The sequence below is a fragment of the Okeania sp. SIO2F5 genome (assembly GCF_010692685.1).
Taxonomy (GTDB): domain Bacteria; phylum Cyanobacteriota; class Cyanobacteriia; order Cyanobacteriales; family Microcoleaceae; genus Okeania; species Okeania hirsuta.
Genome location: NZ_JAAHGU010000047.1, coordinates 1 through 20169 on the forward strand (window position 1 = coordinate 1; position 20169 = coordinate 20169).

Here is a 20169-nt window from a genome sequence, read left to right on the forward strand (position 1 = left end):
TATAACACTGAGTTTACCGTGAAAATTAACTATCTTAAGCATTTGCGATCACCTCCGGTTAAGCGTACGCTATCGCTTCCTAAAAGATAGTTATAGTAAGTGTTCGACTATTTCCGGAGATGTCTATTGATGATGAACCCTAAGACAGGAAAATTTTTCCTACTATTGTCTATTGCCTATTGCCTGTTCCCTGTTGTCTGTTCCCTACTATAGTATCATGTTAGGTTGAAACTTATAAATAACTTAGCGAGGAGTCAGTCCTCAGCAGTAGGGGGAGGAAAGAAGAAAAGTAAAGATAATTGGCGTCGGTAAATTACAGGATGAAATTTGTAGGGGCAATCCCCCAATGATTAACCGGGGTCGGTTACAGAGCGCTACCCCAAAATATAAATCATCCCATCAATTACCAACGCCAGATAATTTTAGTATTTATTCGGTACTGTCAGTTCTTAAATTTTATTTATAACTGATTATCCGAACATGATATAATATCAAAAATAATCATGTCTGATAGAAAAATAGTTACACTCTTAACTGATTTTGGATTAAAAGATGTTTATGTCGGTGTGATGAAAGGTGTAATTTATCAAATTAATCCGACAGTAACGCTAATAGACCTCACCCATGAAATTCCTGCTCAAAATTTATTTGCAGCAAGATTTTGTTTAAAAAATGCTTATCCCTATTTTCCCACAGGAACAGTTCACATAGCTGTTGTCGATCCAGGTGTAGGAAGTGCCAGAAGAGCGATCGCCATTCAATTATCAACAGGTTTTTTTGTCGGACCCGATAACGGTATTTTTAGTGGTGTGTTGGAAAACCTAGAAACACAAGAAATAAAAGTTGTGGAATTGACTAATTCTGACTATTGGCGCACAAATGCACCCAGTACAACTTTCCATGGTAGAGACATATTTGCTCCTGTTGGCGCTCATATTGCTAGAGGGGTTTCATTAGAAAATTTGGGAGAAAAAATTAACCCAGAAAGTTTAATAAAATTACCGTTAAATAAAATTACTCTCACAGAGTCAGGTATTGAAGGTTCAGTTCAATATATTGACTATTTTGGCAATATAATTACTAATATTCCCAGCAGTTATATTCAGGGTAAAACCTGGTTAGTTGTGATTCAAAAAAATGACAATCTTTCATCCTATAAAACTATAGTCAGTGGCAATACTTATAGTGACTGTCAACCAGGGGAAGTAATTGCAATTGTTGGTTCTCACGATTTTGTCGAAATCGCTGCTAATGCTAGTAGCGCTCAATCTCAGCTTAATTTGAAGTATGGAGATAAAGTTCAAATTACTCAACTCTAACTCAGCATTGTTTTTTCAGTAGACATCTCTAAGTAGGGTTTGCAGCAAAAAGTCTTATGGGTGAGGGTAGGAGTCAACCCACCCCTAACCCCTCCCAGGAGGGGAGGGGGAGGACCGAGTCAGGAGAAATGGGAATTATAGAGGAGGTAGGAGTAAGAATTGTCCCTTGATTTCTCTACCATAATCGTCCCAAAATACTAGCTTTTTGAGCTTTTTCCACCGAAAAGCTAACACTTTTTTAGACCTAAAAATGCTATAACCTTTATCTGTCAATGCTTTTAGATTTAATCAGCAAGCCCTAAGTAATAAAAAATAAAATCAATTATTGCACATAAATCATCAATTTTCCCCCCTCTACTGCCTACTCCCTACTGCCTACTCCCTACTCCCTCTTTTCAGTAACTAAAAACTTGTAGGGATAGAATACTCATGTTCCTAGTTTTGGCAAGTTAACCAAATACTCTGCACGAATATTCCATCCCTACAAAATTTAATCCCACTCAACAGAGGTGTTAGAGTAATAATCTTAAGTTATACCTTACGATAAGGTACCATACCAAGATTGATATTACCTAGATTAACTCGTGTTGATGTACCTTGAGCGTTTATACCCCGTGCTAAATCTAAATAAAGAGAAGGATTGCCTGCTGTAGGTTTCTTTTCTTGGGGAGTAAAGCGACGTAATTCATTTTGGTAAATTATTTGAGGGAAACCAAGAATACTCCGATAGTAGAAACCATAACGAGGTGTCTTTAGGTTAAAAGGAGTTTCTCCTCCATCTCTTTGGGGTATAACCCGACGACGCTGGTAAGGTACAGTATCAAAGCCAAAGTTGTCGAGGTATTCCTCGCTATTAACCAACTCATCAATGAAACCTTCGATACCTTTAGTCGCTACAACGATAGACCAAGCAATCTTTTCCTTTTCGCTGTAAACATCACGACCTAAAACACGTTGAACACATAACTCAACAAAGCGATAGTTGCTATTTGTATCGTAGTTGTTACGACGGAATGGATCGGAAATGACCAAACCACGAATAAAATCTCGAACTGTAAGTTGACCATTTTTGAGTTGAGATTCTAGGAAGATTTGGCGATCTCTCTTAAGAATCTGATGTTCGCTATAAATTTGACGATAAGCTGCCCAGATTAACTCATCCCATCCTGACCCAGAGGGCAAAGATTCGGCTGAATAAATCATTGGTTGGTCATCACCGGGGATTTCATAACCCGCAACTCGTGAGTTTTGACTGATAGGTTTGTATTCTAATAATGGAATCGCCACGTGAGAATCTCCTTAAAATTATTAAATTTGATTTATCAAGTGTGGCCAGAGCACACTAAACCTTGCTGCGATTCAAAAAATTGCATCAATAGCCAACCTTTAGATTAAGGGATTGAGGCAATCCAAGTCTCACTTTTATTAACTTACGCAACAATCTGTAACAATTTTGATAGCTATTTGCTAACTTTGGGCATATTGTTATCTATCTACCAGCCAAAAGCAGAATAAAACTGTGCAGTATTCTGTGACGTTTCTATTTCACAATCTGAGTTGTTTTCCTCTACTCGAACTTCTGTACAAAATGTAGAAGTATTAAATCCACCAAACCGCTTCACTGCACTGGTTCGCATTCTCAGATTAGGGCTAGGAAACCAGAATCTTTCAATAGAACTCATAGTTTCATATTCTGTAATTAGATTTAGTCCATCTTCATCATCCATCTCAAACAGTCCCACTACTGGGACAATTTCTGCATAGCCTCGTTCTCGCAACATTCTGCCTTTTCTAGGATTTTCTGGATCTGGAACAATCGCAAATACAGTTGAACCTTTGTGATTTTCATCATCTTTATCCCAGGCCATGGAACCATCCCAAGTAACAAAAGCGCCTCCAGCAGCCAAACTTGGGTCAATTTCGTGCATTTTACAGATTTCTACTACTTTCGGATCTCCAGCACCCAAGCTAGTTACTTGAATATCTGAACTACCCATTTCTGCTTGTCTAAAGGCCAGATGATGGGTTGTTCGTTGCGATCGCCATTTACCAGCACTCTTTTGAAAAAATTCCATTGCATCCATTTGCCCTTCTCCATCTTTAGAATTTTTAGGATATTAGTTCTAGCCTAATCATCATAATACTTCTAGCTTTTATTAATTTAATGTTAACTTTTGTCGAATAAATTAGTTTCAAAATGTACATTATGGACAGTATGTCAAGTAAATGTTACGATAATTTACATAAGAGTCAATAAATCAACTTAACTGTGGCCTTAATATATAGGCCAATATCTATTATCTAGATAAACAAGGAGTAAACTATGGAAATGTCTAACAGCTTAACTATGGAGCAACAGTTCAAATTACAAGTTCTACGGGAGCAAGTGAAAGGTTTAAGTCGGGAAGAAGCTCAAGAGTATTTAGTTGAAGTGTTGCGACAGACTATGGTTAAGGAGAATTTGTTTAAAAACTGGATGAAGGGCAAAATTTAACCGATGTTTCTCCATAAAGACAAGAATATATCGGTATTAAAAACTAACCCCACCCATCTACTAGATATGGGCGGGGTTTATACTTTTAATATCATGTTCGGTAGAACCGTTATAATATAGCGCTGTGCGCAGGCAACAGGCGACAGGGTGAATAAAAAACCTATAATATAAGACTTTTAGCTATTGGACAGTTATTGCAATTTGTTTGTAACCCACATTCCGCACTTCAATTTGTAACATGAAAATTAGTATAAAATCCGTAGCTTGCTTAAGTATTTATACTATATAAATTATCTTCATTTACCTTTATCAGGAGTCAAATTCTCAGTTAAATATTAAGCATAAATACTTACTGAATTGTTGATTTTTATTGACCACTATAATTTTCTTCTGACTTTTGACTTTTGACTTTTGACTTTTGACTTACCTTCTTCTACTGCATAATATTTTGCAAAGACTTTAACCCCTTCTTGATTCTTCGAGAAACAGTAACAGCACTAATCCCCATCCGCTCGGCGGTTTCCTTCTGAGTCAAATCACAGAGAAAAACAAACTCCAAAACCTTACGAGTACCCTCTTCTAGTTTGGCCAGCCCTTGCTGTAAACGAATTTGGTCTTCTTGAGCTAACTGAAAACTACGATACTGACTATCTGGAACTAATTCTCCTAAACAAGTGGTTCCATTTATTTCATCTTGAACTGGAGCATCCAAACTCAGAGGAGCACGGTTACGACAAGCTAATTGAATTTCCTGCCACTGTTCCAAAGAAATATCCAATGCAGAGGCCACCTCTAAATCTGTAGGTTTTCGTCTTAACTTCACTCGGAGGTCTTGTATAACTTTTGTGGCCTGCCGATCCATAGCTAGCCAATTTCTGGGAATTCGTACAGAAGGACTTTTATCTCTTAGATAATGCTGAATTTCACCCCGGATATAAGGAGTAGCAAAAGAACTAAAGGCTAGTCCCTTCGATATATCAAATCTCTCAATTGCTCTAATTAATCCAATACAGCCTACTTGGAGTAAATCATCGTAGGTTTCGGTACACCTATTCAACCAATGGTAAACTTCCTTTCTTACAAGTCCAACATTAAGTTGAACTAATTGGTTGCGGAGATTATGAGAAGGGGACTGTTGATATTGGCGTAACAGTTCCAGGTTTTCACTTTTTAGTTCTTGAGCGATAGTGGTAGACATAGGTACATTACGATTCCGATAGAAACCTACTGATGGTAAATCACATACGCACTATTTTTACACATCTTCTACTAATAATTGTACAAATATACAATAATGGGTGTGACTTTTGGAAGCTAGAACTGTGATATTAGACACAATTTATTAATGAGAGTTTGAGTTATAGTCTAAGTCTTTTTATCTACTATAGTTGTTTAAATATTTTTCTAAGAAAATCTAAATATAATCACAATAGAGGAGTTTTTAGCCCCTCTATGTATACTTTTTTTTATGGTCGCTACGCTCCGTTATGTGTTTAGTTTTAAGTTTTAGGTCTGAGGAAGCAGATTTTTTAACTGCACTGCACTATTGCAGAGCAAACATTGTTGAAAACTCTACTCTCATGTGTGGTGAAAAGAAGCTTGTCGGGGTTGAATTCCCAATAAGATTGAACCTAAAACCTAAAACCTACTACCTACCACCTACCACCTTCTTCAATAAAAAGGCAATTTTTAAGTTATAGGAAATGACCACTTATCTTCACAAACTTTCGATTTTAATAGGGTAGGGTCTTTAATCAAACAAATTGAACGAGCAATTTAATTTCAGACCCAATATTTAGCTTAAGAAGCTGTGTCTACCCTACCGTAAAAAGTACCACCAACTTTAACTTCTACAGCCTCTTTTGCACCTAAGTCTGTATCAGAAGGCTGAATTGCTTCAAAGATACCAGCAATTTCACCAGTTTCGCTGTCTACTTTAGAAATTCTCAGGGAAATTTCACCAGCTTTGAGACTGGTATCTGCAAACTTGACATTAGCTTTACTAAACTCTGTATCATCTGCACGATTTGGTAAAGCTACTGCATTATCATATCCTGAAGTAACACCACGACCCTTTGGATCTAGGAAGCTAGAACCTCGATAGGAAGGAACATTATAGATACCCTCAAAATCGATAGAGGTATTAATAGCAGAAACACCAGGCTGACTTTTAGCAATAAGTCCTTTGACTGTAAATAGAAAAGGTACTTCCTCACCACCTGGTAAGAGAACAGTTATAGGCTGAAAATCAATACCATACTGCTCTTTAAATGTCAATGCATTATCTTCCTCGAAGATCAGATCCCCTGTTACTTGGTCTAAGCTAGAAGTATATCGTGTCAATTTTCTTCCTTCTACAAATTCTGCTTTCTGGCGTTTGTTAGTAGGTTCTTCCTTGACAAAATATTCAGTTGGCTGTATACACAAATCTGTCAAAATATAAGAGCTATCGCGGTCAAGGGCAATGGAACCACGAGCTGTTTCTGGTAACTCAGGACAGTTGTTAGCCAAACCAGTATTGACAATGTCATCATAAGTAAGTGTTTGACTGCTATCTAGACCTTCTGAGCAAGCGGTCAAAAAACTCAAACACACAGCTAATAGTGCAGCAATTAAAGTGCGATACCTCATTGTTAACCTCAAGATTTAATATTCAACAATCAACATTGCTACTGCGTTTTGTGTTTACGCAGTATAAATAATCCGATTTTTGATTTTTTATTTTATCGGAAGAAAGTTAGGGCAATAGAGTCATAGTTGTACTTCACCTTCCCAAGTGGCTTTTGTCAGAGCAAATTTTCCATACTCTGTTAGCATTGATAGGTGTTTAAACTCATGTACATAAGTCTATTCCCTGAAAAAGGACTGTAATTCAAAGCTGATTTATCTTTGTATTTATCCAAAATAGTATTTTACATTGCTTGTTACTTTATTCCTAAGTCAGTTATATAAATTAAAATTACATAAGTAAATATACTTAAGCTAAGATATCGCTGTAACTAATTTCAATTAATTTAGTGGTGTTGCTGATTTAAGGTATAGCGCTGTGCGCAGCTCATCTGGCAACAGGCAACAGGCAACAGGGGGAATAAATTGCTGATCATATAAGACTTTTAGCTATTTGGCCCATCTTGCAATTTGTAAATATACCAGCGCTCATTGCTATATGATTTGTATTTTTTGGCGATTGCTAAACTATATTAATGAGAAATATTTGAGATTCTTCAGTTTTTATTTTCATACCTTGATTCAGCAACGCCAATTTAGTTTTAGTTGATTAAAAAGTTAGGATTAAGAGAAAAACATAAAATTAATATCTAGAACAGGCAATATACAGCAGATTCCATCAGGGGTGAGGTACGCCCATAGCAGGCAAGATCCCGCACTACAAACATTCCCTCGTTAATATCTGTATTTCATATACAACCGAATCTGCTATATTTTTGAATTATCCATACGAGGAAAAATTAATTTAGAGCCTGGTATTTATATGAATAGGTAAAAACTGATTAAAATAATTTTTTGATGTTAATTGATAATTATGGATACAAATACAGACAATCAGTCAACACAATTACACAATGATTTACAATCATTGACACATTTACTAAGAGCTTTAGCAAAAAATCATCACGACGATCCAATAGCAATGTTGGCTATGCTGCGAACTCTGGAAGGTTTACATCAAGAACTTAGAGAAGGCTTATTTCAACAAGCATTACCAGATAATCGTCAAGCACTCTACAATTTACTTAAAGATATTGAGGCAAAGGGAGGTTGGCCTTATATTCCCAGGTTAAGACTACGCTATATTTTAGAAAATTGGTCTGATGAAGATTTATAAAATTTCTTGCTCTGATGTAGACTCAGGTAAAGCTTGACTAATATCATCTACAAAGTCTTCTTCTGTAATTATTGAAGCTGGAACATTGACTAATACTGCTAATAATCTACCATTATCAATAGTAATTAATGTATCTCTGAAATTTAAACCAGTTCCCTGTTCAAAAGTTAAATCGCCAAAAGTTAAGTCACCATCTAAGGCGAAGAAATCTTCCAAAGGACTAAAATCATTAATCACATCAATATTACCTAATTCTCCAGGTAGGACAAATATATCGGAACCTTCGCCCCCGGTTAAGGTATCTTCTCCAGCATCTCCAAATAATATATCGTTGCCTCGATCGCCTAACAAGGAGTCATTACCATCACTACCTTGAAGTGTATCATCATCCTTTCCACCAAATAATGTATCGTCACCAATACCACCAATAACTAAATCATTATTCGCGTCACCAAAGAGGGAGTCGTTTTCTTGTTCTCCAAAAATTGTATCATTACCCTTTCCACCGCGAAGGTTGTCCAAATTGTCTCCACCAAAAATTCGATCATTACCTCTATTACCATTAATAAAATCACTGCCATTAATTCCAAATAGAGTATCATCACCTGCTTCTCCAAATAGAGTATCATCACCACTACCTCCATCTAGAGAGTCATTACCATCACCACCAAAAAGAGAATCATTACCTATACTGCCATTTCCAATATCATCTCCACTATCTCCAAATATTGCGTCATCGTCAATATTTCCAAAGAGACTATCATTACCTTGACTACCTCTTAATGTATCGTTACCATCTCCTCCAGTAACTAAATCAATTCCTTCATTACCAATTACGGAGTCATCTCCAGTCTGTCCAAATAACGAGTCGTTGCCTTCTTCTCCTGCTAAAAAATCATTTCCCGGACCACCTTCAATACTATCATCTCCAAGACCGCCTAATGCTGAGTCGCGGCCATCTTCTCCTTGTAATAAATCATTATCTTCACCACCAATTAAAGAGTCCGATCCAATGCCACCAATAACTTCATCTTCTCCTTCTCCACCATCTTGAGTATCATCTCCTGCTTCACCAAAAATGGTATCATTTCCACCAAACCCTTCCATTAGGTCAGGTTCTGGAGAACCTATTAAGAGGTTATCGTTGTTATCTCCTGATATATTGGCCATACTTTGGATACTCCTATGTTACTAATAATTTGATTGTTGAGTAAAGTCAGGTTTAAGTAGGTAGGTGGGAAATTTTACAAGTAGGTAATTGCGACTGGAACAGAGTGGAAGGAAGCAATTTCAATGGTTTTGACTTCGTTACATAATGAGGTTTATTCGTACCTACCTACTTATAGAACAACGCAAAAATGTTCTAAATTTTAGGATGGCATTTTTTTCATATTTTGCATTGAATTTTGGCAATGAATGTCCCCCTCTATCCTTACAAGTTACTTGTGACTGAAAACTCAACTATTTTGTTTCCTATTTCTGTCAGCATTCAGTATGTTTTGTGAATTCAAATCCACATTAGTTGAATAGTTAAAGTTGGCGAATATTTTCTAAGTTTGACTGTGAGTTGTAGTTCAAAGTATTAGTACTAATTCCTGCTTGACTTAGTTATAAATTTTAGGGATGATAGCCGAATACTTTCCTAACACTTAATTGTTAATTTTATAAGGTTATGGAATACAGAAATATTAGTTATGTAAACTTGTTCGGGGAAACTTTTAAAATTATTACTGCTATATATTTACCGAAAAATTGTGGTCTAAAGCCTCCCTTTTTAAGGGTATAAAAAGCGGTCTATCTTCGGAGTTTCCCTGAGAATGGGATGGCGAGGAAACCTGCGCCATATCAAATCGACCAAGAGAAAGATAATATTCCTTATATCAAGTCTCCTTATTGCAAGAGGTACTGAAGTCTGAAGTTCCGACCTTATGAGGTTAACTGAAGTCCGTAGCTTCAACCTTATGAGGCTAACTGATAACTGATAACTGAAATTACCTCTCTTGATTATAGATTTACCAAGAAATTGTGCTCTAAAACCTCCTGCCCTTTTAAACTGATAACTGATAACTGAAATTACCTCTCTTGATTATAGATTTACCAAGAAATTGTGCTCTAAAACCTCCTGCCCTTTTAAGGGGATAAAAAAAGAATATTCTTTATATCAAACCTCCTTATTGCAGAGGTACTGATAACTGATAACTGAAATGACCTACTTTTTTATTGGCAGTAATTATAAATTTTTTCTCAGAATCTAGCACAATAGATTATTGGCTAGATAGACTTCTGATAGTATTTGTTAATCCCTGGGTATTTGCAATTCGTTATTTTTATATTTGGCGATATCTGAAGGGAAATAAAATTACATTAATAGAAGCATTTACTAGAGGCATAAAAAAGTCGTTTCCTATATTAATTTTGCCCTTGCTTGTATTTGCTCCTATTACATTTAAGCCAATTAAATTAATGTCAAGTCAATATTTTTTAATCTTACTTCTTTTACCAATGATTTATCTTGGAATACGTCTTAGTTTTTATTGGCATACTGTTTAATTGACGGTGTTTCACCTGTAAATGGAATTAGGTATAGTTGGAAATTGACTAATGGGTATTTCTGGTTAATTACTCGAGTTAACTTGATTTTATTTGCCATTGGCTTTTTGATAATATTTCCATTAACAATTATCGCAGCTTATGTAATTAAATTAGAAATGGTAAAAGATCTACTAAGTCTTCTTATCCAATATGTTTTAATTCCGATATTTTGGAGTATTATTTCAGTTGTAATTTATGCATAATTAAAGAGAATAAAAGCCTGAATATTTACTATTCAGTAATTAGCAGTCAGCTTTTCGTGTGCAATGGTACTAAACAGTAATCAAACATTGAAGAAAGAAGAAGGAAGAAGGAAGAAGGAAGAAGGAAGAAGGAAGAAAAAATGGATGGGGACTCAAACCCCAACCAATTGTCAACACCGTGTAGACGGTGGGGTATTAAACCCAAAATAAAAAGATAAAAGTGAATCAAGAGTGTTGGAATAATTTATTGTTTTTTATCGGTTGTCCTGAATAGTAATTGTAAAGATACATATTTTTTAATTTCTTACCACACTCCCCTACTCCCCACACTATCTCTACTATTACTATGCACCACCACCTTTTTATCTAATACCCATAACCTCACTCTTTTCTTGCCGGACCTTGACTTTTTTGAGAGCGACTATTTAAACTAATGGCTAAATGTTTACCCTGAATATTTATAGCGTTTCTCAGACTAATGAGGTACACCTATCTTTTATCTTTACTTCTATTCTATTCTATTCCCTATTCCCTATTCGCTAAAACAAATCAATTTTGTACCTCACCAATATGGGAATTACTATATGAGATATTTAATAACAATTAAGAATAATCAAAATCCTTTTATATTTTGACTCTTGTAGGTCCCCTTACCGACTGCTTCCCTACCTGAGTCTTGATTACTACTAAAATCTTATATCATCTCCGGTTGAATAGTTATAATTAAAGCTCGTAGTAGGGCTAAAACCCTAAGTATAGATATAGATATTTTATGGGGTAGAGCAAAACTACAAACAAAAATTTTTAAACTTATATCAGTCATAATACTTGATGTTTTTCTACACTTTAACCCTAAGTTGAGCCAAACTATTAAATAATTTTTTGACTTTAACTAAATCTTTATCTCCAGGGGCTATTTCTACTCCACTAGATAAGTCTATACCACAGAATTTATGATTAGATTCAATGATTAATTGTTGAATTGGTACTGTGACATTTTCTGGTGTTAAACCACCTGCTAAAAACCAAGGAAAATTAGGGTAAAAATCTTTAAGAATTTTCCAATCTAAAGTTTGACCAGTGCCTCCTAATTTATCTGGATGATAAGCATCTAGGAGTAAAGTATCAACATAATTATCGTAACTATTTACTATTGTTAAATCTTGAAGAGATTTGATTCTAAATGCTTTAATTATTTCTATATTATCTGGTATTGATTGACGTAGCTGATGACAAAATTCTGGAGATTCGTCTCCATGTAGTTGTATGCTAGTCAATTGGGTCTGAATAATTATTTCCGATAAAAAATCAATTTCTGGGTTAACAAATACCCCGATTTTATCAATATTTTTTGGTAGTTGAACAACGATATTTCTGATTTTTTCTGCGGTAATATACCGAGGCGATGTTGGAACACAGATAAATCCTAAAGCTGTTGCTCCCATTTGAGCGATCGCTTGTCCTTGCTCTAGTTTTGTAATCCCACAAATTTTTACGCGCATTTATTTTACCTGCTAAGAGCTTAATTGTACATCTTTGTATTAAAACTTAAAGTTATTGTTAATTATTAAAACAAATTATAGCTTCTTACTAAAATTTATTGATAATTTGCAAAACATAAATTGATTCAATCAAACATTTAAGTCAAATAGCCAAATTTCTGTGATTTAAGGAGATAAAAACTTGATTTACTCTGGCTTAATTTTAGCAGCACAATCTCAACCCCTCTCTGCAGAGTGGTCTCCAAAAGTAGCAATTGTCATGATAACTTGCAACCTAGTGGCAATTGTAATTGGTTACTATGCTATTTCCAAGAACAATCGTGGACAAGGGCCTGATTTACCAGTATCATTACCAGCCATTTTTACTGGGTTTGGCATACCAGAATTGTTAGCTACTACTAGCTTTGGTCATATTTTGGGGGCAGGAATAATTTTAGGACTTGGTAGTGCTGGTATGCTATAGACATAACCTGATTTTAGTTACAAGTATAGGGGGTATTCTTTTCGCACAGAAGAGATACCCCCATCTTTGATTTTCTAATAAAAGAAGGAAGAAGGAAGAAGAAAGAAGAAAGAAGGACTGAAAGATCGAAAAAGTGGATGGAGATAGTCAAGCACTTGGTACTTCGTGTCTGATAACCTCAAGCAATTTTAAATACCATGTAGACGGCAGGGTATTATACTAATTTGATAAATATTTGCTACATTTTATTGAGTGGGGGAGTAGGGGAGTAGGGGAGAAGTAAAAACAAGAATAATTAACAATAACTAGCTAATAATTATCGAAAAAGTTATTCAGTCTGTGTTAATTACTTAATAAGTGAAGCACCACTTATACCATTTCTCAAAAACTTTTCTACATTTTATTGAGTGGGGTAGTAGGGGAGTAGGGGAGAAGTAAAAACAAGAATAATTAACAATAACTAGCTAATAATTATCAAAAAAGTTATTCAGTCTGTGTTAATTACTTAATAAGTGAAGTGCTGCCTAAGTATAGCAATAATGCATGAGAATTAGTATTAAATATATAGTAATTGCATTTGAGTTGCGTAAAAAAACCTGGTCGCTTTTAGGCAACAGTTCATTAATTGATAATGGATAATTGTAAGTATTCAGCTATTAGCAGTTAGCCAGCAGTCAGCTATCAGCAATTAGTAATGAATAATTACTTCTAAGGTGTAATAACAATTTGATAAATGTTTGTTACAAATGGTAGGGACGTTGCATGCAACGTCCCTACGAAAGAAGGAAGAGGGAATAACGAAGAAGGGATAAATATTTAAAAAAATGGAAAAACGACATAAATAAATATCTAAAATGAACTAGACTAGCTATTTTTAAGCATATCCGATACAGGTCTACCTTTTTTGTAACATTCTTTTTTCAAATTGGTATAATCAGGGTACTTTGGGGGTAACTTTTTATTCTTTCTCAATTTCAAAGGTTGCTTTTACGCGGACTCAAAATTAATAACTTAATAGCTGATAGCTAATAGCTGACGGCTGAATGCTTACGGATAATTACCTCTGGTTAAAACCGTTACGGATATTGAATATAAGGAAATATCCTAGCACTAGATAAATTATATATAGTAGAACAAGTCAAAGTTTAAATAAATAAATAAATAATCAAACAAAACTTCATGCAGGCAGATTTGCGAATTGGTAATTTATTTGGTATCCCTTTATTTTTGGATTCTTCGTGGTTCGTCATTTTACTGTGGATAACATATATTAATAGGCAAGACTATCAAGAGTGGGGATTATTTTTAGCTTTTGGAGCTGGATTAGTAATTGCTCTACTAATGTTTTTTTCTGTCTTATTACATGAATTAGCTCATAGTTTAGTTGCTATTTCTCAAGGGATGAAAGTTAATTATATCAGGTTATTTTTGTTTGGTGGAATTGCTGGAATAGATCGAGAATATCGAACTCCTGGAGAAGCTTTTCAAGTGGCTATCGCTGGACCTTTAGTGAGTTTAGTTTTGTTTTTTTTATTGGGTTTAACTAGCCTTTTTTTTTCCACATCAAGCTTGGTTGGTGAACTAATAAATCGGGTAGCAGAAATTAATTTAATTTTAGCTATTTTTAATCTGATGCCTGGTTTACCTTTAGATGGTGGACAAGTATTAAAAGCTGCTATTTGGAAAATAACTGGTAGTCGTTTTGTTGGGGTAAGATGGGCGGCTAAAAGTGGTCAAGGTTTAGGATGGTTCGGAATTGTTTTGGGGTCGATTTTAGTTTTAGTAACTCAGAGTTATGGTGGTTTTTTGCTGGCTTTAATTGGTTGGTTTGCTATGCGTAATGCCAAATTTTATCGCCGGATAATTGATTTAGAAGAAGCGTTAATTAAAATTAAATCTGTAGAAGCAATGACGCGAGATTTTCGTGTGGTAGATGCAAATTTGACTTTGAGTCAATTCTCAGATAAATATTTTTTGAAAAGTTCTAAATTTTCCATTTATTTTGCTGCTAGCGAGGGTCGTTATCTTGGTTTAGTTTCTTCTGATGCTATTAATTTTATTGAAAGGAGTTATTGGGATACTCAAACTTTAAGGATGATTATATGTCCGCTAAATCAGATAGTTACTGTTTCGGAGAAAGCTAGTTTAGTGGAAGTTATTAACTGTATGGAATTTCATCAGCAAAAACATATAACTGTTCTTTCTCCTGCTGGAGCAGTAGCAGGTATAATAGACCGGAGTGATATTGTCCGGGCAATCAATAGATACTTAAAATTGAATATTTCAGAGGCAGAAATTAAGCGTATTAAAACAGAAGGTTGTTATCCTCCAGGAATGAAATTAGTAGCGATCGCTAAAGCTACTTATTTATCAAATTTAAAGTAATTTTTAAGAAGGAGTCAGGAGTCAGGAGTTAGGAGTTAGGAGTTAGGAACTAGGAGGAATAGTTCTTCTGTATTTATTGAGCTGAAGCTTGGTTTTTAGTCAAATAAACATGATGTGCAAAGTCTTTCAATCACTCAAATAATTTGAAGAAGAAGTCAGGAGTCAGGAGTTAGGAATTAGAAACTAGGAGAAATAGTTCTTCTGTATTTATTGAGCTGAAGCTTAATTTTTAGTCAAATAAACATGATGTGCAAAGTCTTTCAATCACTCAAATAATTTGAAGAAGAAGTCAGGAGTCAGGAGTTAGGAATTAGAAACTAGGAGAAATAGTTCTTCTATATTTATTGAGCTGAAGCTTAATTTTTAGTCAAATAAACATGATGTACAAAGTCTTTCAATCACTCAAATAATTTGAAGAAGGAGTCAGGAGTCAGGAAGGTTTAATAGCAAGAAAAAAAACTTAAATTTCCTATATATATTCATGCTTGGGTTTACACAAACGCGCCCCAAGGGAAATGATATTATACCATTTTGAAAAAAGAATATAGCGTTTATCAAATTAGTGATATAAAGTTTTTTTTCTTTTTTTCTATCCCATGTTTCTCGAATTACTACTCCCTACTCCCTACTCCTTAATCCCTAAAACAAACGAATTTTGTACCTCACCAATATGAGAATTGCTATACTACTAATAATAAGGGCGATAAAAAGACTTTACAGAAGATGTTCCTGTGACAAAAAAAGAGAATTTCCCACCTCACTAAAAACTGGTGTTTAAGCCATTTATTCTAACTCCTGACTCCTGACTTCTGACTTCTAAAAATGTCCCTTGGGCAAAAAAAGAGAATTTCCCACCTCACTAAAAACTGGTGTTTAAGCCATTTATTCTAACTCCTGACTCCTGACTCGGTCCTCCTGACTCCTTCTTCAAAATTACTTTTTTCCTAATAACCAATAGGAGACCATTTTACCGATAAATTGTGGGTATGCGCCTCCCCTTTTAAGGGGAAAAAATAAAAAAAATTTTCCTTTTAGTAAATCCTCTCCTTGAAAAGAAGAGGTAATTATTAATTATTAATTATTAATTATTAATTAAAGTACAGTTATTTACTTTTGTTGTACTACTTAAGAGAGATCATAATCTAGATAGACTAAAAAATCAACTATTTGAGTTTACTAATTTATCTGGTAGTCCTGCATAGTAATGGTAAAGATATATATTTTTTAATTTCTCCTACACTCCCCACATTCCCCTCCTGGGAGGGGTTAGGCGTGGGTTCCCACACTCCCAAAACTCTCTCTAGCATTACTATACACCACCACCATTCATCTATGGAGTTTCCTTATTTTTCAAAGCCTTACCAATATACATAATTGACATATCATCATTAATATTAATTTGAAAAGAGCCAGTTTTTCGATATAACTGATAGTTAATAAAATTTGTTTTCCAGGCTTGAATTAACTTCCGAATAAATATTTGTAACGACTTATCAAACTTGAGATTTTTTCTTAAAATATTCAACTCTCCCAAGACAAAACCTATTTCTCCAAACAAATCAAAACCTTTCATTTCAATTTCAACAAAACCCAAAGATAACATCAACTCTTTCAACTCTTCTGGCAGAATAAATTTATCCCAATCATGAACCCCCTGGGGAATTAATCGTAATAAATTTTCCATCAACCAAATCATCATAAATCGAGATTGAAAATTACGATTTATCGTGTCATATAAAAAAATACCACCAGGTTTCAACACTCTATATATTTCTGAAACAACTTGACGATAATCAGAAACGTGTTCCAAAACATCCACACAAATAACAACATCAAAAGTATTATTTTCATAAGGCAAACTTTCAGCAATCCCAATTTTATAGTTAATATCCAGACTATTTTCACCGCTATGTTTTTGAGCAACTTCTATACATTTTGCCGACGAGTCAATACCATAAATTATTGCACCTCTCTTGGCCATAAATTCACAAGAAAAACCACCCCCACAACCCACATCCAAAACCTTTAATCCTTGCCAATGAGGAACATATCTATCGAAAAATTTAAACCTTGGTTGATTAAGATAATAAAGTGCATAAATTTTGGCATTTTTATCCCACCATTGATTAGCACTTAAGTCATAAAACTCTAGGTCATTTTTTTTCATTGTTATTAGGCATATTCAGAAAATAGGGATTAGGGGAAAATTTTTGATTTATATAGTGCGATAATTAATTTGATTTTTTATGATCGGAGATGTCTCTTATATTTATTCATTGGCGTTGCACAGTGACGAATGATTTGATATTTTTGATTGAATTGGATTGTGGATTAATCAATTGCTAGAATGATTAATTAATGGTTATTTTTAGTCAAAATCTAAACCAATTTTTGGCAATATCATTCCATAATGTGCAACCCCTATTCATTAATTTTCAGAAAGAATTAATAAAAATTAGGAAAGCGATCGCTACACCTCTTCATATCAATAATATATCTAACTTAACCTCGCCGTACATTCTAGAATTAACCTTTGATTTTCAATAGCATAAGGCTGAACTTCTAAAGCCTTTTTAAAAGCTAAAATAGCTTCTCGATATTTTCCCAATGCAGCATAACATAATCCTAAACCATGCAAAGCACCAAAATGAAAAGGAATAATTTTCACTACCATCTCACAATCTTTTATCGCCTTTCTATACTCTCCTAAAGTGTAATAAAGAACCGCTCTTCGATTCCAAGCTTCTGCAAAATCAGGTAAATCTTCAACTAATTTATTCAAAACTGCTTCTGCCTTAGCAACTTCTCCAACTTGCAGCAAATTTTCTGAGCTTCTAATTGCTTCTAAAGCAGCAACACCTTTTTGTTCAAACCAAATCCGCCATAACTCACCCGTAGCTTTATTTCTAATTAATTCATCAGGATTTTTCAAGTCTTCTAGTAATTCTCTAATTGATGATTTATCCATAATCTTAATAATCTTAATAATTGCTAATTGGCAAGGTTATCAAACAGTTTAATTCCTTGATGGAATAGCTATGAATGTAGAACTCGTATATGGAATTACTAATACCGTTTCACTAAAGTCAAAAGTCAAAAGCGAGTGCTAATTGGCGAGGTTTCCTCAGAATGTAAGACGCACTCAAGACAGTCAGAAGTCAAAAGTAAGATTTTAAGTACTTAAAATCTCTACTCTACAGTGATTTAAGCTGATTATTTGACTTCATCAGTTACCAACTATTTGTGACATTTTTTAAGTGAAATAGTATAACTACTAAATCTTATCATAATTTATATACTTGCTATAATCTGACTTTTGATTGTACTGTTAGTTTACTTGATGTAGGTATTTCACCTATTAGTGGTTAGCCTTCAGCTTTTTAATGGGCGTTGGATAATTGCGGGAAGGAAGTAATAGCTAACCACTAAATACTTACTACTTGTTCTATTATAGACAATTAAACGCCTTTTTCCTTCTTACTTCTTCCTTCTTACTTAATTTATGCTCAATATTTCTATCATTATTCCTACCTTTAATGAAGCAGCTTATTTATCTCGTACCCTCAATAATCTTTCTGTACTTACTCCTCCAGCAAAAGAAATATTAGTAGTAGATAGTTACAGCGAAGATGAGACAGTTTCTATTGCTCTCTCCTTTGGAGTTTCTGTCATTTATTCCCCTCAACGTGGACGTTCTATTCAAATGAATTTAGGTGCCCAAAAAGCAACAGGAGAAATTCTATGCTTTATTCACGCCGATACTATAGTACCAGATGACTTAATTTCTATAATTTACCAAACTTTGGCAAATCCAAATATTGTTTGTGGTGGATTTATTTCTATTATGTGTAATTCCAAAACTACTCGCTGGAGTATTGCCTTACATAATTATCTGAAAACTTTTTATGCTCCCCTAATTTTTCGCCCCTATTTATTCTTGAAAGGTTTGCGGATTTTGTTTGGAGACCAAGTAATTTTCTGTCGTCGTACAGATTTCTGGAAAGTTGATGGTTTTGATATTAATCAACCAATTATGGAAGATGCTGACTTATGTCTCAAGTTAGTTAAACATGGACGAATTTATTTAGTAAATCGCTTCGTATATACTAGCGATCGCCGTGTAGCTAAGTGGGGAATTTTCAAAGCAAATTTTATCTATTTATTTATTGGTTTTTTATGGGGTTTTGGTGTCTCACCAACTTTTCTGAAACGTTTCTATCAAGATATTCGTTAAGAGACTGTTTATCAAAAAATACCGACCACATTACTGCGATCGGCTCCTTTGACTCTTTATTCTTCTTTGGTATTTGCTTTTAATTCCGCCTTCATCAACTCCAAAGCTTCAATCTCTTTAGCACATTTGACTATTTGTTCGTTGTACCAAGTCAAACAATTTTCAGCTTCTCTTTTCCTATCTTCCCAGGAGTTGATTAGGCGATCGAGAATTTTCCCAATTGTTCCACAGAAGAAAAGTTTAATTGAATCTCCCCTCTTCCAATTTTCTCCAGTAGAGCTGACCGACTCAAGCCCAGTTTTTTCGCTTGTTCCATCAACCCCTGTGCTGCTTCCGGTGTCACGCTGACTGAAAGTCCCATCTTGTACTGTCCGTGTTCCTTATGTTTGCTTTTCGGCATTCTCGTTTTCCATGATTTTCTTTTCTATATAGAATAGGACGATCTATATAAAATATTCTATATTTAATCTTGACAAACTTATAATTTTCTATATAGAATACTCTTGCAAACAAAAAACTGGCTTATGTAGAATTTTTGACATAAAAAAATACCGACCACATTGCTGCGATCGGCTTCTTTGACTCTTTATTCTTCTTCGTTTGGGTCTTCCTCTTTGGCAGATTCGAGGAGATGAACCAACTCAACTTCTAAAGAGCGCATCTCCTCAAATACTTTAGATTTATGGGTATGATTTTCGATTAGCCGCTGTTCTAATCTTTTGCCATGTTCCTCTACATATTCTAGGTGTATAGACTGAAGAGTTCTTAAGCGGTCAAGAATTCCCCCAACAGTTGTTTTTGAGACCGTAATTCGGCCTCCTTTGTCCATAGCTCTATTAACTCGCTTTGACTGATTCCTAAAGCTGCTGATATTTGCTTCAAACGCTTCTTGGTTGTAGGGGTTACGGTTAAATGAATGCTGGCCTTCTTTTCCTGATGGATTGATTTTCTCGGCATTATATTTACTGCTTTTTTTCATTTTACATTCGTGAATAAATTTTACTCAAAACTCTTGACGTTTTTATTATACGAACGTATTATATAAATAATTAAGTAACGAACGTTATATTTTCAGGAGGTGAAGTCTAACTAAAGCAGTCCAAACAGTTAAAACCTAATGCTTAACTGACATA

The 20169-nt window shown here is 34.6% G+C and carries 19 protein-coding genes; 7 read left to right on the plus strand and 12 right to left on the minus strand.

Annotated features, from left to right (window positions below; all coding sequences use genetic code 11):
• The first annotated feature begins 503 nt into the window (after positions 1-503).
• A complete protein-coding gene (locus F6K27_RS16375) occupies positions 504-1319 on the plus strand; it encodes an S-adenosyl-l-methionine hydroxide adenosyltransferase family protein (protein ID WP_287277524.1) in 816 nt (271 codons plus the stop codon).
• A gap of 531 nt (positions 1320-1850) precedes the next feature.
• Here F6K27_RS16375 and F6K27_RS16380 read toward each other — a convergent pair.
• Together F6K27_RS16380 and F6K27_RS16385 are read right to left on the minus strand one after the other, a co-directional pair.
• A complete protein-coding gene (locus tag F6K27_RS16380) occupies positions 1851-2606 on the minus strand; it encodes a phycobilisome rod-core linker polypeptide (protein WP_287277525.1) in 756 nt (251 codons plus the stop codon).
• A 206-nt stretch (positions 2607-2812) separates the two neighbouring features.
• Entirely contained in the window at positions 2813-3403 is a 591-nt protein-coding gene (locus F6K27_RS16385; RefSeq protein WP_124147680.1) for a phycobiliprotein lyase, read from the minus strand.
• A 239-nt stretch (positions 3404-3642) separates the two neighbouring features.
• On the opposite strand from F6K27_RS16385, the gene F6K27_RS16390 reads away from it, so the two are divergent.
• Positions 3643-3813 (plus strand): NblA/ycf18 family protein, encoded by a 171-nt coding sequence (locus F6K27_RS16390; RefSeq protein WP_124147679.1) that lies wholly within the window; start codon positions 3643-3645, stop codon positions 3811-3813.
• A gap of 433 nt (positions 3814-4246) precedes the next feature.
• Here the strand turns inward: F6K27_RS16390 and F6K27_RS16395 are convergent, their stop codons facing one another.
• Entirely contained in the window at positions 4247-5011 is a 765-nt protein-coding gene (locus F6K27_RS16395; RefSeq protein WP_287277527.1) for an RNA polymerase sigma factor SigF, read from the minus strand.
• A gap of 602 nt (positions 5012-5613) precedes the next feature.
• Positions 5614-6444, minus strand: a complete 831-nt coding sequence (locus F6K27_RS16400) for a photosystem II manganese-stabilizing polypeptide (protein ID WP_287277528.1) — start codon at positions 6442-6444, stop codon at positions 5614-5616.
• 910 nt (positions 6445-7354) lie between these two features.
• Between F6K27_RS16400 and F6K27_RS16405 the strand changes: the two genes are divergently transcribed.
• Complete coding sequence (locus F6K27_RS16405) at positions 7355-7657, plus strand: hypothetical protein (protein ID WP_287277529.1); 303 nt, start codon at positions 7355-7357, stop codon at positions 7655-7657.
• On the opposite strand, the gene F6K27_RS16410 is transcribed toward F6K27_RS16405, so the two are convergent.
• Positions 7652-8827 carry a calcium-binding protein gene (locus F6K27_RS16410; protein ID WP_287277530.1) on the minus strand — a complete coding sequence of 392 codons (1176 nt, stop codon included), beginning with the start codon at positions 8825-8827 and terminating at the stop codon, positions 7652-7654. The genes F6K27_RS16405 and F6K27_RS16410 overlap by 6 nt on opposite strands.
• A gap of 1688 nt (positions 8828-10515) precedes the next feature.
• Here F6K27_RS16410 and F6K27_RS16415 point away from each other — a divergent pair.
• Complete coding sequence (locus F6K27_RS16415) at positions 10516-10662, plus strand: hypothetical protein (RefSeq protein WP_161564748.1); 147 nt, start codon at positions 10516-10518, stop codon at positions 10660-10662.
• A gap of 629 nt (positions 10663-11291) precedes the next feature.
• Here the strand turns inward: F6K27_RS16415 and F6K27_RS16420 are convergent.
• Positions 11292-11954 (minus strand): phosphoribosylanthranilate isomerase, encoded by a 663-nt coding sequence (locus F6K27_RS16420; protein WP_287277533.1) that lies wholly within the window; start codon positions 11952-11954, stop codon positions 11292-11294.
• A gap of 181 nt (positions 11955-12135) precedes the next feature.
• On the opposite strand from F6K27_RS16420, the gene psaK reads away from it, so the two are divergent.
• The gene (gene psaK, locus F6K27_RS16425) at positions 12136-12417 is read left to right on the plus strand and encodes a photosystem I reaction center subunit PsaK (protein ID WP_124147671.1); all 282 of its coding nucleotides are present in this window, start codon (positions 12136-12138) and stop codon (positions 12415-12417) included.
• A gap of 1179 nt (positions 12418-13596) precedes the next feature.
• The gene (locus F6K27_RS16430; RefSeq protein ID WP_287277535.1) at positions 13597-14802 is read left to right on the plus strand and encodes a site-2 protease family protein; all 1206 of its coding nucleotides are present in this window, start codon (positions 13597-13599) and stop codon (positions 14800-14802) included.
• A 1181-nt stretch (positions 14803-15983) separates the two neighbouring features.
• On the opposite strand, the gene F6K27_RS16435 is transcribed toward F6K27_RS16430, so the two are convergent.
• From F6K27_RS16435 to F6K27_RS16445, 3 genes are all read right to left on the minus strand, one after another.
• Positions 15984-16109, minus strand: a complete 126-nt coding sequence (locus tag F6K27_RS16435) for a hypothetical protein (protein WP_287287167.1) — start codon at positions 16107-16109, stop codon at positions 15984-15986.
• Positions 16110-16132: 23 nt separating this feature from the next.
• Complete coding sequence (gene ubiG, locus F6K27_RS16440) at positions 16133-16969, minus strand: bifunctional 2-polyprenyl-6-hydroxyphenol methylase/3-demethylubiquinol 3-O-methyltransferase UbiG (RefSeq protein ID WP_287277537.1); 837 nt, start codon at positions 16967-16969, stop codon at positions 16133-16135.
• A 330-nt stretch (positions 16970-17299) separates the two neighbouring features.
• The gene (locus F6K27_RS16445; protein ID WP_287277538.1) at positions 17300-17770 is read right to left on the minus strand and encodes a tetratricopeptide repeat protein; all 471 of its coding nucleotides are present in this window, start codon (positions 17768-17770) and stop codon (positions 17300-17302) included.
• A 534-nt stretch (positions 17771-18304) separates the two neighbouring features.
• On the opposite strand from F6K27_RS16445, the gene F6K27_RS16450 reads away from it, so the two are divergent.
• Positions 18305-19036 carry a TIGR04283 family arsenosugar biosynthesis glycosyltransferase gene (locus F6K27_RS16450; RefSeq protein ID WP_287277539.1) on the plus strand — a complete coding sequence of 244 codons (732 nt, stop codon included), beginning with the start codon at positions 18305-18307 and terminating at the stop codon, positions 19034-19036.
• Between the two features lie 196 nt (positions 19037-19232).
• Here the strand turns inward: F6K27_RS16450 and F6K27_RS16455 are convergent, their stop codons facing one another.
• From F6K27_RS16455 to F6K27_RS33690, 3 genes are all read right to left on the minus strand, one after another.
• Positions 19233-19397, minus strand: a complete 165-nt coding sequence (locus F6K27_RS16455) for a hypothetical protein (protein ID WP_161564747.1) — start codon at positions 19395-19397, stop codon at positions 19233-19235.
• Positions 19398-19622: 225 nt separating this feature from the next.
• Positions 19623-19865, minus strand: coding sequence for a hypothetical protein (locus F6K27_RS33685; RefSeq protein ID WP_124147666.1), 243 nt, complete (start codon positions 19863-19865; stop codon positions 19623-19625).
• Complete coding sequence (locus F6K27_RS33690) at positions 19802-19993, minus strand: ribbon-helix-helix domain-containing protein (RefSeq protein WP_124147665.1); 192 nt, start codon at positions 19991-19993, stop codon at positions 19802-19804. The genes F6K27_RS33685 and F6K27_RS33690 overlap by 64 nt, the downstream gene beginning before the upstream one ends.
• Between the last annotated feature and the right edge of the window lie 176 nt (positions 19994-20169).